Origin of the sequence: Tessaracoccus defluvii (assembly GCF_014489575.1) — a bacterium.
In the GTDB taxonomy this organism is placed as follows: domain Bacteria; phylum Actinomycetota; class Actinomycetes; order Propionibacteriales; family Propionibacteriaceae; genus Arachnia; species Arachnia defluvii.
Window position 1 is genome coordinate 1,753,031 of the sequence record NZ_CP060789.1, and the last position, 16,540, is coordinate 1,769,570.

A 16,540-nucleotide genomic window follows, 5' to 3' on the forward strand; every position below is an offset into this window, starting at 1 on the left:
GCGGGGCGCGTGTGGGCACTAGCATGCGGACATGACCTCAGCCCTGTTGACGGACCACTACGAGTTGACGATGGTGCAGGCCGCCATGGATGCCGGGACCGCGAATCGTCGCAGCCTGTTCGATCTGTTCACGCGCCGGCTGCCTGAGGGCCGCCGCTACGGCGTCGTCGCCGGGCTCGGGCGCGTGATCGACGCCATCGAGAACTTCACGTTCAGCGAAGCGGAGCTGGCCTTCCTGGTGGAGCGGGGCGTCATCCGCGACAACCTCGCGCACTGGCTCGCCGACTACCGCTTCAGCGGCGACATCTGGGGCTACGCCGAGGGTGAGGTGTACTTCCCCGGCTCCCCCGTCCTGTCGGTCGAGGGCACGTTTGCGGAGGCCTGCCTCCTCGAGACGGTGCTGCTCAGCATCTACAACCACGACTCGGCGATCGCCGCGGCCGCGTCACGGATGACGGCGATGGCCGGCGGACGGGCCTGCGCCGAGATGGGCTCGCGCCGCACCCACGAGTGGTCCGCCGTCGCCTCCGCCCGCGCCGCCTATCTGGCCGGGTTCGCGTCCAGTTCGAACCTCGAGGCGGGCCGAACCTACGGCATCCCGACGATCGGCACGGCGGCACATTCGTTCACGCTGCTGCACGACACGGAGGAGGACGCGTTCCGCGCGCAGATCGCGGCGCTCGGGGAGAACACGACGCTGCTGGTCGACACCTACGACGTCGAGGCCGCTATCCGCAAGGGCGTGGAGCTGACGCAGGGACGCCTCGGGTCGATCCGGCTCGACTCCGGCGACCTGGCGATCATGGCCCGCCAGGCCCGCGACCTGCTCGACGACCTGGGGGCCACCGACACCAGGATCATGGTCACCTCCGACCTCGACGAGTGGCAGATCGCCATGCTGCAGGGCGCCCCCGTCGACGGCTACGGCGTCGGAACCTCCCTGGTGACCGGCTCCGGCCACCCGACCTGCGGCTTCGTCTACAAGCTCGTCGCGCGGGCCGACAGCGATGAGCCCGACGCGCAGTGGGTCTCCGTCGGGAAGAAGTCGAAGGGCAAGAACACGCTCGGCGGACGCAAGTTCGCGCTGCGGCGGCTCGGCGAGGACGGCCGCGCAGAGGCCGAGGTGATCGGGCTGGGCACCCCGCCCGTCAACGACGGCAACGACCGCGACCTGCTGGTGCCGGTCTACCGGGGCGGCGAGGTCGTCTACGGGGCCACGCTGGACGACGCCCGACGGCACCACGCGGCCACCAGGGCCGAGCTGCCCGACGCCGCGCTGCGCATCTCGAAGGGAGACCCGGCGCTGGAGACGATCATCCTCGACGAGGTGGGCGCCCAGACGACGAACCCGTACCAGGCGGCCCCGGTCGTCACGAACCTCTGACAAGGCCCGCGGCGAGGGTCACCGGTTGGCGGCGTCCACGGCCCGGTTCGACGCCTCCACCGCGTCCAGCCCGTCGTTGCCCGCCTTCCACAGCTCGCCCATGCCGCCGGGCATCGACAGCCCCGGCACGCCGGTGACGCCGGACACCCCGGCGAGCACACCGTTGGCGGCCAGCTTGATGGGCGTGCGGGCCGCTGCGGTGATCGCCAACGCCATCGCCTTGCCCGCCAGCGGTGCGGCCTTCTTCGCCGCCTTGACGACGTCAAGCAGCAGCTTGAGCTGCTCGAGGATCCGCTTGATCTGCTGCAGGACCCGGGCGATCTTCTCGAGCGCCTGGGCGATCCGGGTGAGCACCTGCGCGACGCGGGTGAGGCCCTGCATGATCTTGGCGAGCGCGTGGGCGCCCTTGGCGAGGTTGGCCGCGACCCAGGCGGCCGCGGAGGCGCCGAAGGTGAACGCGGCCAGCGCCGCGGCGATAGCCAGCGACGTGAGCAGGAACTCGATCAGCGAACGGATGATGTCGAGGATCATGTTGGCGGCCTCGACGCTGGTCTCCGCGGCGGCGTTCAGGATCTCCTGGGTCTGGGCGACCGCCGGCGCGAGACTGTGCAGCGAATCGCTCAGCGTCTGCGCAGCGCCGCCGAACGCCGTCCTCGCCTCACCCTCCCACCCGACGATGCCCGAGTTCAGCGACTCGACCTCGCCGGAGATGCGCTCGATCTCTCGGCTGACGGCGAGGTAGGTGGGGCCGTAGCCCGCCACCTTGTTCGGATCGCCCGTGACGAACCGCAGCGCCTCGGAGACCTGTCCGTAGGGGTAGGACAGGACCTGCTGCACGGGCCCGGGGCAGTCGTTGTACCAGGTGTCGAGCGCGTTGTTGTACTGGTTCATCAGCGGAGCTCCTCGAAGAACTGGTCGATGGCTTCGGCGGCGGCGGTCTCGAAGTCCTCGTAGCTGTCGGCAGTCGCGGCGAGCCCCTCGGCGGCCGTGTTGAGCGCCTCGGTGAGCTCGCGCAGGGACTCGCGGCATTCGGTGGTGTGCTCGGTGAACGCCTCGAAGACGCGGGTCTGCAGCCACGGGATCCTGCCGAAGTCGCTCTGCCCCAGAGCGACGCCGTCGAGCGTCGCGCGCTGAGCCTGGGCGCTGCGTTCGAGCCCCTCGAAACCGGAGCTCGCCGCGCGTAGTTCCGGATAGTTCACCTTGAAGTCAGTCATGCGATCCCTCCGCCGCGGAGCCTACCCTCGGATCAGGTCAGGCCCCTGGCCTGGGAAGGTGCTTGAATTGCTGCCCATGAGCGAGTTTGAGCAGGCCATCGAGGACCCGACGCTGCGCGCCCTGGTGGCGCTGGCCGAGCGTGATTTCCGTGGCGACGCCGCGGGCGCGACGGCGAGCGTCAGCGGCGCGATGAGCGTCACCGGTGTCGTGGCCGAGCCCGCGCTGCGGCCGGCGGACGCGGGGTTCGCGCTCGTCGAGGCGATCAACGCGGCCCTCGACGCCGCCGAGGCCGCCACCCTGCGCGCCGCGGAGGCCGACCCGAACCTGGCGGCGCCGCTGAAGGCAGTCCTCGCCGGCGGCGAGCTCGACGCGGTCGCCGCGGCGGGCGGAGTCGACCTGACCCGCGAGTTCGAGGGGACCTCTGGTGAGGCCGTCGTCCGCGTCTCGGGCAGGACGCGGCGCGTCACGAGCGTCTACGTGTACACCGTCGACGACGCGTCGCTGGCCGACGTCGTCATCGCCGCGAACCGCGCGCTCGCCTCGGCTGCGCTCGGCCGTGACGGCGCCGTCGGGCTGGACGAGCAGTTCAACGCGACCCTCAGCCGCCTCGACGAGAAGATGACGGCCCTGGAGGGGCGCCTCGACGCCGTCGATGAGTCCCTCGACAGGATCCTGCGCGACCTGGGCTGACCTCAGCGCGGAGGGAGCGCGGCGACGAGCCGCCGCGCGGCCCTGGCGCTGAACATGCCGCACATCACGCGCAGCATGGAGCCGTCGGTGAACGCCACCGTGACCCGGCCAGACTGGAAAATCCGGGGCTCGAGGACCGCTCCGGCGACCTGGTGTCGGCCGATCACGGCGATCAGGTTCCCGTGGGTCTCCAACTGCGCGAACAGCACCCGCCGGTCGGTGACCACCAGGGTGTTCGCGTCACGCAGCGCGTCGCGCGCGACGGTGGCGAGGCTCCCGGGGAAACCGACGAGCGTCAGCCCGCTCACGGCCCTGACCGCCGCCCCCTCGAGCGTCGAGGAGCTGAGGCCGTTGACCAGATCGAAGGACAGGTAGCCCGGCTGGCCCAGCTCCTCGTGGCCGCTGAAGTAGCTCGCCGTGGCCGCGGCGAGCACCCGTTCCCCGGATGCGAGCATGCCCGCGAGCTGTGCCGTGTAGATGGTCTCCGGATCGAAGGCGCCCATCAGCGGTTGTCCCAGCGCGAGTCGGGCTGGACGTCGAGCCCGTTCATCACCGCCGCCACGCGATCGGGCAGCTCGGCCTCGAAGATCTGTTCGAGACTCACCCGATGGCCGGTGCCGTCCGCCAGCGGGATCCGCCAGTTGGGATACTCGTCGACGGTGCCCGGCTGGTTCTGGGTGCGTCGCTCCCCCACGGCGTCGACGAGCGCGGCCAGCAGCACCTTCGACGGTGTCCGTCGCAGGAACCGGTGCAGGCCCAACATGACCTCGACGGGCTCGTCACGGTCCTCGGCTGCGAGCAGCCCCTCCGCGACGAGCTTGTCGATCCAGGCGACCTGCTCGGCGCGCGCGGCAGCCAGTTCGTCGTCGAGCGGTTCGGTGAGCAGCCCGAGCTCGTCGCGCAGCCGGACATGATCGCCAGCGAGGTAGCCGAGCGTCGGGGGCAGGTCGTGCGTCGTCACCGACGCCATGCAGTACTCGCGCCACCAGCGGGCGTCGAGCGGTTCGCCCTGCATGCCGGACTCGAACCAGAGGACGGAGGTGCCAAGCAGACCGCGGCGGGCGAGGTAGTCGCGCACCCACGGCTCCACGGTGCCGAGGTCCTCGCCGATGACCAGGGCCTGGGCGCGGTGCGCCTCCAGTGCGAGGATGCCGATGAGCGCCTCGTGGTGGTTGCGGACGTACGTGCCGCTCGTGGGGCCCTGGCCCTCCGGCACCCACCACAGCCGGAACAGGCCGATGATGTGGTCGACCCGCACGCCGCCGACCCGCCGCATGGCCGCGGCGACCATCGCCCGGAACGGCGCATAGCCCAGCTCGGCGAGCTTGTCGGGGCGCCACGGGGGCTGGCCCCAGTCCTGGCCAGACTGGTTGTACTGGTCCGGCGGGGCGCCGACGCTCATGCCGGCGGCATAGACGTCCGGCATCATCCAGGTCTCGGCTCCGGACCGCTGCACGCCGACGGCGAGGTCGGTGACGATCCCGACCGACATGCCGACCTCCGCAGAGGACGACTGGGCGGCCGACAGCTGCTCCTGCGCGATCCACTGCAGCCACTCGAAGAACTCGACGTCGTCGGCGTGGGCCGCAAGGTAGTCGGCCACCTCAGGCGAGCCGGGGCTGCGCAGGTTCTCGGGCCAGTCACGCCAGACGCCACCGTGTTCTGTGGCCAGGACGCTCCAGAGGGCGAAGTTCCGGAGGCCGGCACCCTCCCGCCGCCGGAAATCCTCGAAGGCGAGGGAACGGACAGGACGGAGCCCCGCCACGTGGATGATCCGCAGCGCCGCGAGCTTCGGGCCGAGCACGAGGTTACGCTCGATGCTGTCGCTCGCGGCCGCCAGTGCGCGCGCCTCGCTGCGGAGCGCCTCGACGCGATCCCGGTCGGTGCAGCTCAGCGTGGCGAACTCCGGGACGGCCTCGGGACGGATGTAGATCGGGTTGATGAACCGCCTGCTGGCGGGCAGATACGGGGAGGGCTCGACCGGCGCGGCGGGTTCGGGAGCGTGCAACGGGTTGATCAGCACGTAGTCCGCGAACTGCCGGGTGCCCGACCAGACGATGAGGTCGGCAAGGTCGCCGAGGTCACCGATGCCCCACGATCCCTCGGAGGTGACGGAGTAGAGCTGGGTGCCGTAGCCCCAGATCCGCTGGTCGCGCATGGCAGGCGGGAAGCCGACGAAGGTCGGGGTCACGATCAGGGGCGCGACACGTACCCCGTCGACCGTCTCCGCGACGATGGAGTGGTAGCCCGTGGGGAGTTGGTCGCCCAGCCAGAAGGTGGCCTCGCCCATCTCGCGGCCGTCGACCCAGCGGTCCGACTCGAAGTTGTCCGTCTGCCAGGTGGGCCGCGTCTCCCCCGACTCGAGCCGCAGGCTGACGGTGACGGGGCTGCCCGCAGGGACGTGCACGTCGATGTGGGTGCCGCTGCCCTCCTCCACGACGGTGCAGGGCGGCAGGCACCGCAGCCAGCGGTCGGCCTCGATCCGGGCGAGGGCGGCCTCCGCGGCCTCCGTCGTGGAGGCGTCGAGGTCGAAGGCGCGCAGCACGGCGACGATGGTCTCGGCCGGGATGCTGACGTGGCGTCCCTTCCAGTCCCAGAACTCACGGGCGATGCCGAAGTGGTCAGCGAGGCGGCCGAGGGCCGCGGAGATCTCAGTCATGTCGTGGGGTGCCTATCGGACCTTGAGCACTTCGGTGCCCGAGGCCATGTCGGAGAGTGTCTGCTTCTTCGCGGAGAAGGCTGCGAAGATGCCGTTGATGAGGCCGAGCGATGCCGCCCAGAAGAAGGAGCCGAGCAGGCCGCGGATCACGGCGGGCTTCCAGCCGAGCTTCGCCTCCGGCTCGGCCCCGATGACGACGGTGCGCAACCCCACGGCGAGCTGTCCCACGGTTGCACCCATGGTGCCGAGGAAGACGACGCGGTAGGCGCCGTAGAGCGCGAACCCGATCAGCGTCCCCCAGAGTGCCCCCATCCAGTAGGAACTGTCAGGCATGGGTACCGGGCCCGCTGCGGTCTCCGACCAGAACGCGAGCTCCTGGACCCAGCGGTTCATGGCTGCCTCGGTCATCGCCGTGACGCCCGTGAGCTGGGTGATGACCATCGAGACGAGGTTGACGATGAAGATGTCGATGACGAAGCCGAGCAGCCTCCACCAGAACCCACCCACGCGGCGGCCGGAGACAGGCTGAGCCTGCGCGTAGCCGTAGTTCGGCACGCCGTACCCGGTGATGCCGGGCGCGCTGGGCGCGTAGGCCGGCGGGTCGGTGAACAGGGGCTCCGCGAGCGTCGGCTTGTCGCGTGTCGACTGCGACCACGCCTGCCCGTCCCAGAACCGTTCGGCTACCGTTCCCGCCGGGTCCGGATACCAGCCGGCCGGTGGATGCAGGGGCACATTCGTCATGCCCCCAAGGATGCCAGATGTCCCGTGATTCCCTCGATGAGGCTTCTTGGGGGAGAATGGGCGCGCTATGGAAATGATTGGTCGCTACCGCATCACCGGCCGCATCGGTTCGGGATCCTTCGCTACCGTCTACCGCGGCCAGGACGACACGCTCGACGTGCCCGTCGCCGTCAAGGTGCTGGCCGACAACTGGTCGACCAACGACGACGTCCGCGCCCGCTTCCTCGCCGAGGCCCGGCTGCTGCGTCGGCTGTCCGACGAGCGCATCGTCCGCGTCTACGACATTGGCACCACCGAGCGGGGCCAGCCGTACTTCGTGATGGACCTCGCCAACGGCGGCTCGCTGGAGCAGCTGCGCAAGCGGATGGTCCAGCCGGGGCTGGCTCTGCGGCTGTGTGCGGAGGCGGCCCGCGCGCTCGAGGTGCTGCACCGCAACCAGCTGGTGCACCGCGACATCACCCCCGGCAACATTCTTCTGACCAACACCAGCAGTGGTGTCCGCGTCATGCTCGCCGACCTTGGCGTGGCGAAATCGCTCCTCGACGAGGTCCGCGACACCATGACGGCGGGGACCCCCGCCTACATGGCGCTGGAGCAGGCGAACTCGACGCAGGTCGACCAACGCTCGGACATCTACTCGCTGGCCTGCGTGACGTACGCGCTCCTGACGGGGCGGCCGCCCTTCCCGGTCAAGACGCTGTCGGAGCTGCTGAGCCGGAACCACGCGATCGGCCCCGTGGCCATCGCCGCGCAGATCGGTGCGCCCGACCTGCTCGACCAGGTGCTGGCCTCGGCACTCTCACCGGATCCGAACCGCAGGCCGCAGACGGCGGCGCAGCTCGCGGAGGTCCTGGACCGGCTGGCGGACGCGCTTCCGGGCGGAGACTCGTACCAGCCGCGCGCGCTGCCCACCTCCCCGACCAGCGTCGGTTCCGGAGGCTCGATCCCCAGCGCGCCGCAGCCCGCGGGAGTACTGATCAGCGGGGGCGGACACCGCTCGGGAAGCCTCACGCCCCGCAGCGAGACCCCGATGTCGATGCTGGACAACTACATCGGGGCCGGCCGCTATCAGCCGAAGAAGGCCAAGGAGACCCACACGTTGTGGTTCTACGCGTGGGTCACCGTCTCGGCGGCGCTGCTGCTGGGGCTGACGGTCTGGTTGACCGTCTACGTGCTGACGCGCTGATCAGCGGCCGAGGAACCGGGACAGTAGTCCGGGCTCCTTGGGGTGCCCGTCGCACCACTGCGCCGCGGGGACCCCGCGCTTCACGGCATCCACGTGCTGGCCGCAGCCGGCCCACGTCGTCTTCCCACAGGTCTTGCAGCTCACAGGCCTACACATGTTCGATCCCTTTCGTCGGTGTTCGCTCTCCGCACTATACCCCCCGGGGTATGTTCGCGCCATTCGCGATCCATTGACGCCGCAGGCCCCAGCCCCCCGTCAGGCGCCTCGTCCTGCGGCACGCCCTGCGGCCACCGGCCCTTCAGTGCACGAATCTGGCTCCCGCGAACATTGCGCTGGCTCAGGCCGCCGCTGCGTGCATATGCACATACCGGCGGCTCAACGGAGATTCGTGCACATCACCCCACAGCGTCCACGCTGGCCGCCTTCCGCGCGGCGGGTGTCGAGCCCGCCCAGGCGCTCCGCTCGACCTGAGCACCGATCGCCGCTTTATACCCTGGGGGGTATATGATAGCTCCATGAGAACTGTGATTGTTGGAGGGGTCGCCGGCGGAATGAGCGCGGCGACACGGCTGAGGCGGCTCGACGAAGCGGCCGAGATAGTGGTGCTGGAGCGCACGTCGTACGTCTCCTTCGCCAACTGCGGGCTGCCGTACCACGTGGGTGGCGTCATCGAGGACCGCGCCTCCCTGCTGCTGCAGACGCCGGAGTCGCTCGCGGCCCGGTTCCGGCTGGACGTGCGCGTCAGCACCGAGGCAGTCTCGATCGACCCGGACCGCCACACCGTGGCCGTCCGCAACGTCGTCACCGGGGAGACCTCCGAGATCACCTACGACCGCCTGATCCTCGCCCCCGGCGCCGCCCCAGTGCGCCCGCCGATCCCCGGGATCGACACCGCATACGCCCTGCGCAACGTCGAGGACATGGACGCCCTGGCTGCGAAGGTCGCCACCTCCGGTTCCGCGGCCGTCATTGGCGGCGGCTTCATCGGGCTCGAGATCGCCGAGAACCTGCGGCACCGCGGCCTGCACGTGACGGTCCTCGAGGCCGCGCCGCAGGCGATGGCCCCGCTCGACCCCGAGCTGGCCGAACTGGTGCACCGCAGACTGCGCGACAACGGCATCGACCTGCGTCTCGGCGTGGCGGTGGCCGAGGTCTCCCCCACCGGCGTCCGTCTCGCCGACGGTGGGGAGATCCATGCCGACCTGGTCCTGGCCGCGATCGGCGTCCGGCCGGACAGCGGGCTGGCTGAGACCGCCGGCCTCACGCTCGGCCGCGGTGGCGCGATCCTCGTCGACGATTTCGGCCGCACGAGCGCCCCGGACGTGTACGCCGTCGGCGACGCCGTCGCCAAGCGCGACGCGCTGGACGGCTCCGAAGTGCTGGTCCCCCTGGCCAACACGGCCAACCTGCAGGGACGGCGGGTCGCCGACCACATCGCAGGCGCCGCGCTCCCGTTCCGCCGGATCTCGGGCACCGCGATCGTGGGCGTGTTCGGCCTGCAGGCCGCCGTCACGGGCTGGAACGAGAAGCGCCTCGTCGCCGCCGGCCGCCCCCACCGCATCATCCACACGCACCCCACCAACCACGCGGGCTACTACCCGGGCGCGTCCGGGCTCGCCATCAAGCTGCTCGTCGACCCCGAGACCGACGCCATCCTGGGAGCCCAGGCCGTCGGCGAGGAGGGCGCGGACAAGCGGATCGACGTCATCGCCACCGCCATGGCAGGCGGGATCACGGCCAGCGGGCTCGCGGATCTCGAGTTGGCGTACGCGCCCCAGTTCGGGTCGGCGAAGGATCCGGTGACGATGCTGGGCTTCGTCGCCCAGAACCTGCGGGAGGGGCTCATGGAGTCCATCCAGTGGCACGAGCTGGAGGGGGCGCTGGCCGCCGGCGCCTCGCTGATCGACGTGCGCTCCGCAGGAGAGTTCGCGGACGGGGCGATCCCGGGCGCCATCAACATCCCCGTCGACGAGCTGCGCGACCGGCTGTCTGAGCTCCCCGACGGCGACCTCATCGTGCACTGCGCGGTCGGGGTCCGCGGGCACACTGCCTCCCGCATCCTGCACGCGGCCGGGCGGCGGTCGCTGAACCTCGACGGTGGCTACCGCACGTGGGAGGCAGCCACCGCCTGATTCATGGGAGGCAGCCACCGCCTGATTCAGGCGAGCGACAGGAACATCTTCTCCATGGCGGCGAGGTCGGGTGCACCGGCCTCGCCGTCTTCCACACACTGCTTCAGGCCGACGGCGATGGTGGCGAAGCCTGCACGGTCGATCGCCTTGGAGACGGCGGCGAGCTGGTTCACGATGTCCTGACACTCGCGGCCATCCTCGATCATGCGGATGATCCCGCCGATCTGCCCCTCAGCGCGTCGCAGTCGCTTCACCACCGCGACCATGGCGTCCGTCTCCAGCTGCATATCTGCCTCCCCGTTTTGGATACCCCCCAGTGTATCCAACGGGCAAGCCTCAGAGCTCGTTCGGGATCCGCCCGATGCGTCGGCTCAGCCCGACGGCGGCCAGCGCCGTCACGCTCGCGGCCCCCAGCGCGGCCGTGTAACCGAGCGCCTCCGGCCGGGTCGACAGCAGCGCGGCGTAGATCCCGCCGGCGACGGCGGTGATCACCGAGTTGCCCACCGACTCGGCCACCTGCATCGACGACTGGTTGCGGCCCTGTTCCAGGTCCGAGCTCAGGCTCATCACGGCGACGGCCGAGCTGGGCATCGTGAGCCCCATGCCGAGGCCGGCCACGACCCAGCTGACCAGGCCCGCGGCGAGCGGGATGGTGTCGAACCAGGCGAACGCCGTGAGGAAGACGACTCCGGCCGCGGAGAGGACCGCGCCGATGGAGACGTAGGCGTCGCGGTCGATGCGCAGCCACCGCTGGGCCTGCAGCCAGGACCCGGTCGTCCAGCCGATGCTGCCGACCGTCAGGGCCAGCCCCACCTCGAACGGGGTGTAGCCGCGCAGGTCCTGCAACACCACGAGGATCATGGCCTCGGCCGCGAAGAAGGACCCGGCCTGCATCGCCCTGGTCAGCACCACGCTCGGGATGCCGGGCCCGAATCCGCGGGCGGTCGGCGCCAGGATCCTGGGCAGCCCCCAGCCCAGCGCCGCGACGCCCACACCCGCGCACGCGACGCTGACCCAGCCGAGCCCCTGCCCCGCCAGGAGGATGAGAGACGGCGCCAGGGTGACCGCGATGGTGGCGCTCACGTGCGGGTGCGCGACGTCGCCGTCATCCGGCACGAAGGCAGCCTGCACCGCCCGCACCCCCGGGCGGGTGAGGAGGAAGGCGACGGCGACGAGCGGCAGCATGCTCGCGAAGACGAGGCGCCAGTCGTAGTGGGTGAGCCAGGCCGCGAAGGGCGGCCCCACGAACGCAGGCAGCAGCCAGCAGAACGACACGAGCGCCATCGCACGGGCACGTTCAGCGGGCGGGAAGCCGTGTGCGAGCACGACGGCCAGGCCCAGGTTCAGGGCCCCTGCCCCGATGCCCTGCACGGCCCTGGCCGCGAGGACCACCCACACGTCGGGGGCGATCCAGCCCAGGACGAGCCCGACGGCGAACATGGCGAAGCCGGCCAGGATCGGCGCCCGCGGGCCCCGCCTGTCGGCGATGGGCCCGGCGAGGATGGTGGCGGCCAGCATGCCGGAGACCATGGTGGTGAAGGCCCACGGGTACAGCGACCTGGCGTCGAAGTCGTCCATCACCGTCGGCAGCGCCGTGGCGATGCCGATCGACTGGAACGCCATGCTGAAGACGGACAGCATGATCCCGACGATCAGTGTCCTACCGCCGACGGCGCCCACGGCGACTCCCCTTCCGACTGTCGTAGCTGGCCGGGTCCCGCCGCCTTCCGGCGTAGACTCGGCGCATGAGTGAACTGGCCCCCGGCTCCCAGACCGTTGTCGACGAACGCACTGAGCTCTTCGAGGACGGCGACCAGGACCGCTTTTCGCACTACGTGCCCAAGGACAAGCTGATGGCCGCGATGGTCAACGGTACTCCAGTCGTCGCGCTGTGCGGCAAGGTCTGGGTGCCGACGAAGAACCCCGACAGATTCCCCGTGTGCCCGAGTGCAAGGAGATCTGGCAGTCGATGAACCCGGGCGAGTGACCGCCCGGGCCCGCCGTCAGTAGCGGTAGGTGTCCGGCTTGAACGGGCCGGACACCGGCACGCCCAGGTAGGCCGCCTGCCTGTCGCTGAGCTCGCTGAGCTCGGCCCCCAGCGCGGAGAGGTGCAGCCGGGCGACCTCCTCGTCGAGGTGCTTGGGCAGCACGTAGACCCCGACCGGGTACTCCTCCGGCTTGGTGAACAGCTCGATCTGGGCCAGCACCTGGTTGGTGAACGAGTTGCTCATCACGAACGACGGGTGCCCCGTGGCGTTGCCCAGGTTCAACAGCCGCCCCTCGGACAGCACGATGATCGAGTGCCCGTCGGCGAAGCGCCACTCGTGCACCTGCGGCTTGACCTCGATGCGCGTGACGTCGGTGCGGGACTCGAGGCCCGCCATGTCGATCTCGTTGTCGAAGTGGCCGATGTTGCCGACGATCGCCTGGTGCTTCATCCGCGCCATCTGCTCGTTGGTGATGACGTCGCAGCAGCCCGTGGCGGTGACGAAGATGTCGGCGGTCTCGACGACGGAGTCGAGGGTGGCGACCTGGTAGCCGTCCATGGCGGCCTGCAGCGCGCAGATCGGGTCGACCTCGGTGACGATGACGCGGGCGCCCTGGCCGCGCAGCGACTCGGCGCAGCCCTTGCCGACGTCGCCGTAGCCGCAGACGACCGCGACCTTCCCGCCGATCAGCACGTCCGTCGCGCGGTTGATGCCGTCGATGAGCGAGTGGCGGCAGCCGTACTTGTTGTCGAACTTCGACTTGGTGACCGCATCGTTGACGTTGATGGCGGGGAACAGCAGCGCACCCTCGCGGGCCATCTCGTAGAGACGGTGGACGCCGGTGGTGGTCTCCTCGGTGACGCCCTGCACGGAGCCGGCGATGGCGGCCCAGTCGATCTGGCCATGCGTCTCGCGCAGCAGCGCCTTGATCACGGAGAACTCGTGCGAGTCGCCCTCGGCGTCGGCCGGGGCCTGACCCGCACGCTGGGCCGCGACGCCCTGGTGCACGAGCAGGGTGGCGTCGCCGCCGTCGTCGAGGATCATGTTGGGCAGGCGGCCGTCCGGCCAGTCCAGGATCTGGCGGGTGCACCACCAGTACTCCTCCAGCGTCTCGCCCTTCCAGGCGAAGACCGGGATGCCGGCTGCGGCGATCGCGGCGGCCGCGTGGTCCTGGGTGGAGAAGATGTTGCAGGAGGCCCAGCGGACCTCGGCGCCGAGCGCGACGAGCGTCTCGATCAGCACGGCCGTCTGGATGGTCATGTGCAGGGAGCCGGCGATGCGGGCACCCTTCAGCGGCTGCGCGGCGGCGTAGCGCTCGCGCATCGCCATGAGGCCGGGCATCTCGTGCTCGGCGAGGGTGATCTCCCGGCGCCCGAAGTCGGCGAGGGACAGGTCAGCTACACGGAAATCCACGCGGCCACTCTACCCACCGGCCGCCGCGGAACCCTATTCAGGCGGTGGCCGCCAGGTGGGCCAGCGCCAGGTCGTAGCCGCCGACGCCGCAGCCGACGATGATGCCCGCCGCACCCGCCGACAGGACGCTGGCGTGCCGGAAGGATTCCCGCGCGTGCACGTTGGAGATGTGGAGCTCCACGTAGCGGGGCACGAGCGCGGCCGCGTCCGCGACGGCGTACGAGTAGTGCGTCCACGCGCCGGCGTTGAGCACGACATCGGCGGAGTCGTCGGCCGCCTCGTGCAGCCAGCCGATCATGGTGGCCTCGTCGTCGGTCTGGCGCACCTCGACCTGCAGGCCGAGCCCCTCGCCGGTGGCGACCAGGTGCTCGGCCAGCATCGCGTGCGTGGTGGCGCCGTAGACGTCGGGCTGACGGGTCCCGAGCCGGCCGAGGTTGGGGCCGTTAAGGACGTAGACCTTGCGCATGGGTGTCATCCTGCCAGTCTCAGCCGACGTCCGGCCGGCCCAGTCCGATCTCCAGATACGCGGCGCCGTAGAGGCCGCGCTGGAGGAGGGTCACGTACCGTTCGACGTCGCCGGCCCGCAGCTCCACCTCGCCGTCGCCCGACGAGATCCTGGCGACGCGCACCCCGACGGCCTCGGCCCGGTCGCGCAGGGAGCGTGCCAGCTCCCTCAGCCGGCTCTGCGGCCCGTCGTCGTCGAGCATGAGGAGGACGGGCCGGACCTCGGCCTCCGACTCGAAGGGGTCGGCGAACGGATCGCGGGCCTTCACCGCGGACAGGAGGGTCGCCAGTTCGCTAGCGTCTGCGGCGAGCGCGGGGCGCCCCGTGGCGCGCCGGATCGCCTCGGCGATGCGCCGCGACGCCCTGGCCGCCAGCACGCTGCCTCCCCAGATCAGGGGAAGCCCGTCGGCCAGTTCGAGGGCGAGGGTCTTGCCCGGGTTGACGGCCAGGTCGCGGCCCGGCGCGCACGCCTCGGCGACGAGGTCGGCCGCGTCGGCGACGTGGCCGGTGTGGACCACCGGCCCCAGCCCCAGGGCACCGAGCTGGGTCAAGACGGCGACGGCGGCGGCCATCGGGTCGGCCTCGGAGGTCGGGATGAGCGTGGTGGCGTTGGAGGCGGTCGCGGCGGCGATGGGCGACTCCGGGGGCGCGGCGACGATCATCGACGCGCCGCGGCGGGCGGCTTCGGCCGCACACGCGACGACCCACTCGGGCGACTGCCGGTTGCCGAGGACGACGGTGAGGTCGAGCGGTCCGATCCACGCGGGCAGGTCGGGCCCCGGCCAGGCCATGAACGGGACGGGGCAGACGGGTTCGAGGACGGCGCGCACGAGGCGGGCCTCGCTGCCCAGGGCAAGGACGCCACGGGGACGGTCGGCGCGCTCGAGTCGACCGACCGGGTTCTCCAGCGCCGCCCGCCGGATCCTCGCGCCCGTGGAAGCGAGGCGGCGCAGGCCCTCGTGCGATTCGAGGTCGGGCGACTCCAGGAGCGAGTCGTCGAACATCGGCCTGTTCACAGCGTGCTGCGGGCCTGGTCGATCAGCAGCACGGGGATCTGGTCGCGCACCGGATAGGCCAGTCCGCACGCCTGGTTCGTGCACACCAGTTCCTGCGCGTCGTAGTCGACGGCGAACTTGGCGTGACACGCGGGGCAGGCCGCGATGGACAGAAACTCGGGCGAGAGCTGCAGCTGATCGTCTGCCATGGATCCTCCTGGGGTGGTGGTTGCGAGCCTATCGCGTGACGGTGGTGCACAGGTGGGCGTCAGCCGCGGACCAGCGCGAGGGTCTCGTCGCGGAGCGCGGTCATGGTGGCCTCGTCGCGGGCCTCGACGTTGAGCCGGAGCAGGGGTTCGGTGTTGCTGGGCCGCAGGTTGACCCACCAGCCGGCCGCCTCGTCGCGGAGCGTCAGCCCGTCGACATCGTCGGCCGTGGCGCGGCCGGCGAAGGCGGCGGACACCCTCTCCTGACACGCCGCGGCGTCGGCGACGGTGGAGTTGATCTCGCCGGAGCGGGCGTAGCCGTCGTAGACCGCGGCCAGCTCCGACAGCCGCCGGCCCGACTCGCGGAGCAGTTCGATGACGTGCAGGGCCGCCAGCATGCCGGTGTCGGCGGACCAGAACTCGCGGAAGTAGTAGTGGGCGGAGTGTTCGCCGCCGAAGACGGCGTCCTCCTGGGCCATCAACGCCTTCACGTACGTGTGCCCGACCCGGGACGTGACGATCCGCCCGCCCGCCCGTTCGACGGCCTCCGCGACGCAGCGCGACGTGATGGTGTTGGTGACGATGGTCGCGCCGGGATGCCTGGCCAGCTCGGCCACCGCGATCATGGCCGTGACCACGGACGGGTCGACGACGGCACCGGTCTCGTCGATGATGAAGCAGCGGTCGGCGTCCCCGTCGAAGACGAGAGCCAGGTCCGCGCCGTGTTCAAGGACGGCGCGCTGCGCGTCGACGAGGTTCTCCGGCTCCAGCGGGTTGGCGGGGTGGTTGGGGAAGGTGCCGTCGAGGTCGAGGTACAGGCCGATGAGCTCGAGGGACCGGCCGGCCAGCGCGGTGCGGGCCGTGTGGCCCGCCATGCCGTTGCCTGCGTCGACGACCACCGTCAGGCCGCGGTCGCCGCGCTGCGGGACCAGCTCCCCCAGCCGGTCGGCGTAGGCGGCCAGCGCGTCGAGCGTCCGGTAGCCGCCGCGCACCTCGTCGCCGATGACGACGTCGGCGGCGCGGTCACGCAGCCGCTCCATGAAGTCGGGCGGGACGGGGCGGGCGTCGGCGAGGCAGAACTTGATGCCGTTGTAGGCCGCAGGGTTGTGGCTGGCGGTCAGCTGCACCCCAGGAAGGCGGCGCCAGCCGGACGCGAACCACAGTTCGTCGGTCGACGTCAGGCCGAGGTCGATGACGGAGGCGCCGGCGCGGCGGGCCCCGTCGATGAAGGCGGCGGCCAGTTCGGCACCGAGCACCCGCATGTCACGGCCCAGCACGAACTCATCGATATCCAGCAGCCCCACGTACGCCGCGCCGAGCTGCCTGGCGCCGGTGAGGTCCCACTCGGGTGCGTCGCCGGTGACGACGCCGCGGATGTCGTTGGCCTTGAAGATGACTGGATCAAGCACCAGCCAAGACTACCGGCC

Annotated in this window: 16 protein-coding genes and 1 pseudogene; 5 read left to right on the top strand and 12 right to left on the bottom strand. The window is 70.9% G+C overall.

Annotated elements, in window-relative coordinates; all coding sequences use genetic code 11:
• Positions 1 to 31 precede the first annotated feature (31 nt).
• Positions 32 to 1,384, top strand: a complete 1,353-nt coding sequence (locus H9L22_RS08455) for a nicotinate phosphoribosyltransferase (RefSeq protein WP_187722343.1) — start codon at positions 32 to 34, stop codon at positions 1,382 to 1,384.
• 18 nt (positions 1,385 to 1,402) lie between these two features.
• On the opposite strand, the gene H9L22_RS08460 is transcribed toward H9L22_RS08455, so the two are convergent.
• Positions 1,403 to 2,275, bottom strand: a complete 873-nt coding sequence (locus H9L22_RS08460) for a hypothetical protein (RefSeq protein WP_187722344.1) — start codon at positions 2,273 to 2,275, stop codon at positions 1,403 to 1,405.
• Positions 2,275 to 2,598, bottom strand: coding sequence for a WXG100 family type VII secretion target (locus tag H9L22_RS08465; protein ID WP_187722345.1), 324 nt, complete (start codon positions 2,596 to 2,598; stop codon positions 2,275 to 2,277). The genes H9L22_RS08460 and H9L22_RS08465 overlap by 1 nt, the downstream gene beginning before the upstream one ends.
• 76 nt (positions 2,599 to 2,674) lie before the next feature.
• Here H9L22_RS08465 and H9L22_RS08470 point away from each other — a divergent pair, with 76 nt between their 5' ends.
• Positions 2,675 to 3,289: a hypothetical protein gene (locus tag H9L22_RS08470; RefSeq protein ID WP_187722346.1), complete on the top strand. Its 615-nt coding sequence runs from the start codon at positions 2,675 to 2,677 to the stop codon at positions 3,287 to 3,289.
• A gap of 2 nt (positions 3,290 to 3,291) precedes the next feature.
• Here H9L22_RS08470 and H9L22_RS08475 read toward each other — a convergent pair whose 3' ends face one another.
• Genes H9L22_RS08475 through H9L22_RS08485 form a run of 3 tightly spaced genes read right to left on the bottom strand, consistent with a single transcriptional unit; the run spans position 3,292 to position 6,689 of the window.
• A complete protein-coding gene (locus H9L22_RS08475) occupies positions 3,292 to 3,792 on the bottom strand; it encodes a hypothetical protein (protein WP_187722347.1) in 501 nt (166 codons plus the stop codon).
• Positions 3,792 to 5,948: a 4-alpha-glucanotransferase gene (malQ, locus tag H9L22_RS08480; RefSeq protein ID WP_187722348.1), complete on the bottom strand. Its 2,157-nt coding sequence runs from the start codon at positions 5,946 to 5,948 to the stop codon at positions 3,792 to 3,794. The genes H9L22_RS08475 and malQ overlap by 1 nt, the downstream gene beginning before the upstream one ends.
• A gap of 12 nt (positions 5,949 to 5,960) precedes the next feature.
• On the bottom strand, positions 5,961 to 6,689 hold the full coding sequence (locus tag H9L22_RS08485) for an RDD family protein (protein ID WP_187722631.1): 729 nt from the start codon (positions 6,687 to 6,689) through the stop codon (positions 5,961 to 5,963).
• A 67-nt stretch (positions 6,690 to 6,756) separates the two neighbouring features.
• Between H9L22_RS08485 and H9L22_RS08490 the strand changes: the two genes are divergently transcribed.
• Positions 6,757 to 7,875, top strand: a complete 1,119-nt coding sequence (locus H9L22_RS08490; RefSeq protein WP_187722349.1) for a serine/threonine-protein kinase — start codon at positions 6,757 to 6,759, stop codon at positions 7,873 to 7,875.
• A 515-nt stretch (positions 7,876 to 8,390) separates the two neighbouring features.
• On the top strand, positions 8,391 to 10,007 hold the full coding sequence (locus H9L22_RS08495) for an FAD-dependent oxidoreductase (RefSeq protein WP_187722350.1): 1,617 nt from the start codon (positions 8,391 to 8,393) through the stop codon (positions 10,005 to 10,007).
• Positions 10,008 to 10,033: 26 nt separating this feature from the next.
• Here H9L22_RS08495 and H9L22_RS08500 read toward each other — a convergent pair whose 3' ends face one another.
• Positions 10,034 to 10,294, bottom strand: coding sequence for a metal-sensitive transcriptional regulator (locus H9L22_RS08500; RefSeq protein ID WP_187722351.1), 261 nt, complete (start codon positions 10,292 to 10,294; stop codon positions 10,034 to 10,036).
• A 49-nt stretch (positions 10,295 to 10,343) separates the two neighbouring features.
• Positions 10,344 to 11,687, bottom strand: coding sequence for an MFS transporter (locus H9L22_RS08505; RefSeq protein WP_187722352.1), 1,344 nt, complete (start codon positions 11,685 to 11,687; stop codon positions 10,344 to 10,346).
• A 65-nt stretch (positions 11,688 to 11,752) separates the two neighbouring features.
• On the opposite strand from H9L22_RS08505, the pseudogene H9L22_RS08510 reads away from it, so the two are divergent.
• Positions 11,753 to 11,994: pseudogene (locus H9L22_RS08510) on the top strand (DUF3039 domain-containing protein).
• Positions 11,995 to 12,010: 16 nt separating this feature from the next.
• Here the strand turns inward: H9L22_RS08510 and ahcY are convergent.
• From ahcY to manB, 5 genes are read right to left on the bottom strand one after another with little or no spacing between them, the layout of a single operon-like run.
• Positions 12,011 to 13,408: an adenosylhomocysteinase gene (ahcY, locus tag H9L22_RS08515; protein WP_187722353.1), complete on the bottom strand. Its 1,398-nt coding sequence runs from the start codon at positions 13,406 to 13,408 to the stop codon at positions 12,011 to 12,013.
• A gap of 37 nt (positions 13,409 to 13,445) precedes the next feature.
• A complete protein-coding gene (locus H9L22_RS08520) occupies positions 13,446 to 13,883 on the bottom strand; it encodes a type II 3-dehydroquinate dehydratase (protein WP_226966227.1) in 438 nt (145 codons plus the stop codon).
• Between the two features lie 10 nt (positions 13,884 to 13,893).
• Positions 13,894 to 14,916 (bottom strand): SIS domain-containing protein, encoded by a 1,023-nt coding sequence (locus tag H9L22_RS08525; RefSeq protein WP_187722354.1) that lies wholly within the window; start codon positions 14,914 to 14,916, stop codon positions 13,894 to 13,896.
• An 8-nt stretch (positions 14,917 to 14,924) separates the two neighbouring features.
• A complete protein-coding gene (locus tag H9L22_RS08530; protein WP_187722355.1) occupies positions 14,925 to 15,116 on the bottom strand; it encodes a Trm112 family protein in 192 nt (63 codons plus the stop codon).
• A 59-nt stretch (positions 15,117 to 15,175) separates the two neighbouring features.
• Positions 15,176 to 16,522 (bottom strand): phosphohexomutase domain-containing protein, encoded by a 1,347-nt coding sequence (gene manB / locus H9L22_RS08535; RefSeq protein ID WP_187722356.1) that lies wholly within the window; start codon positions 16,520 to 16,522, stop codon positions 15,176 to 15,178.
• Between the last annotated feature and the right edge of the window lie 18 nt (positions 16,523 to 16,540).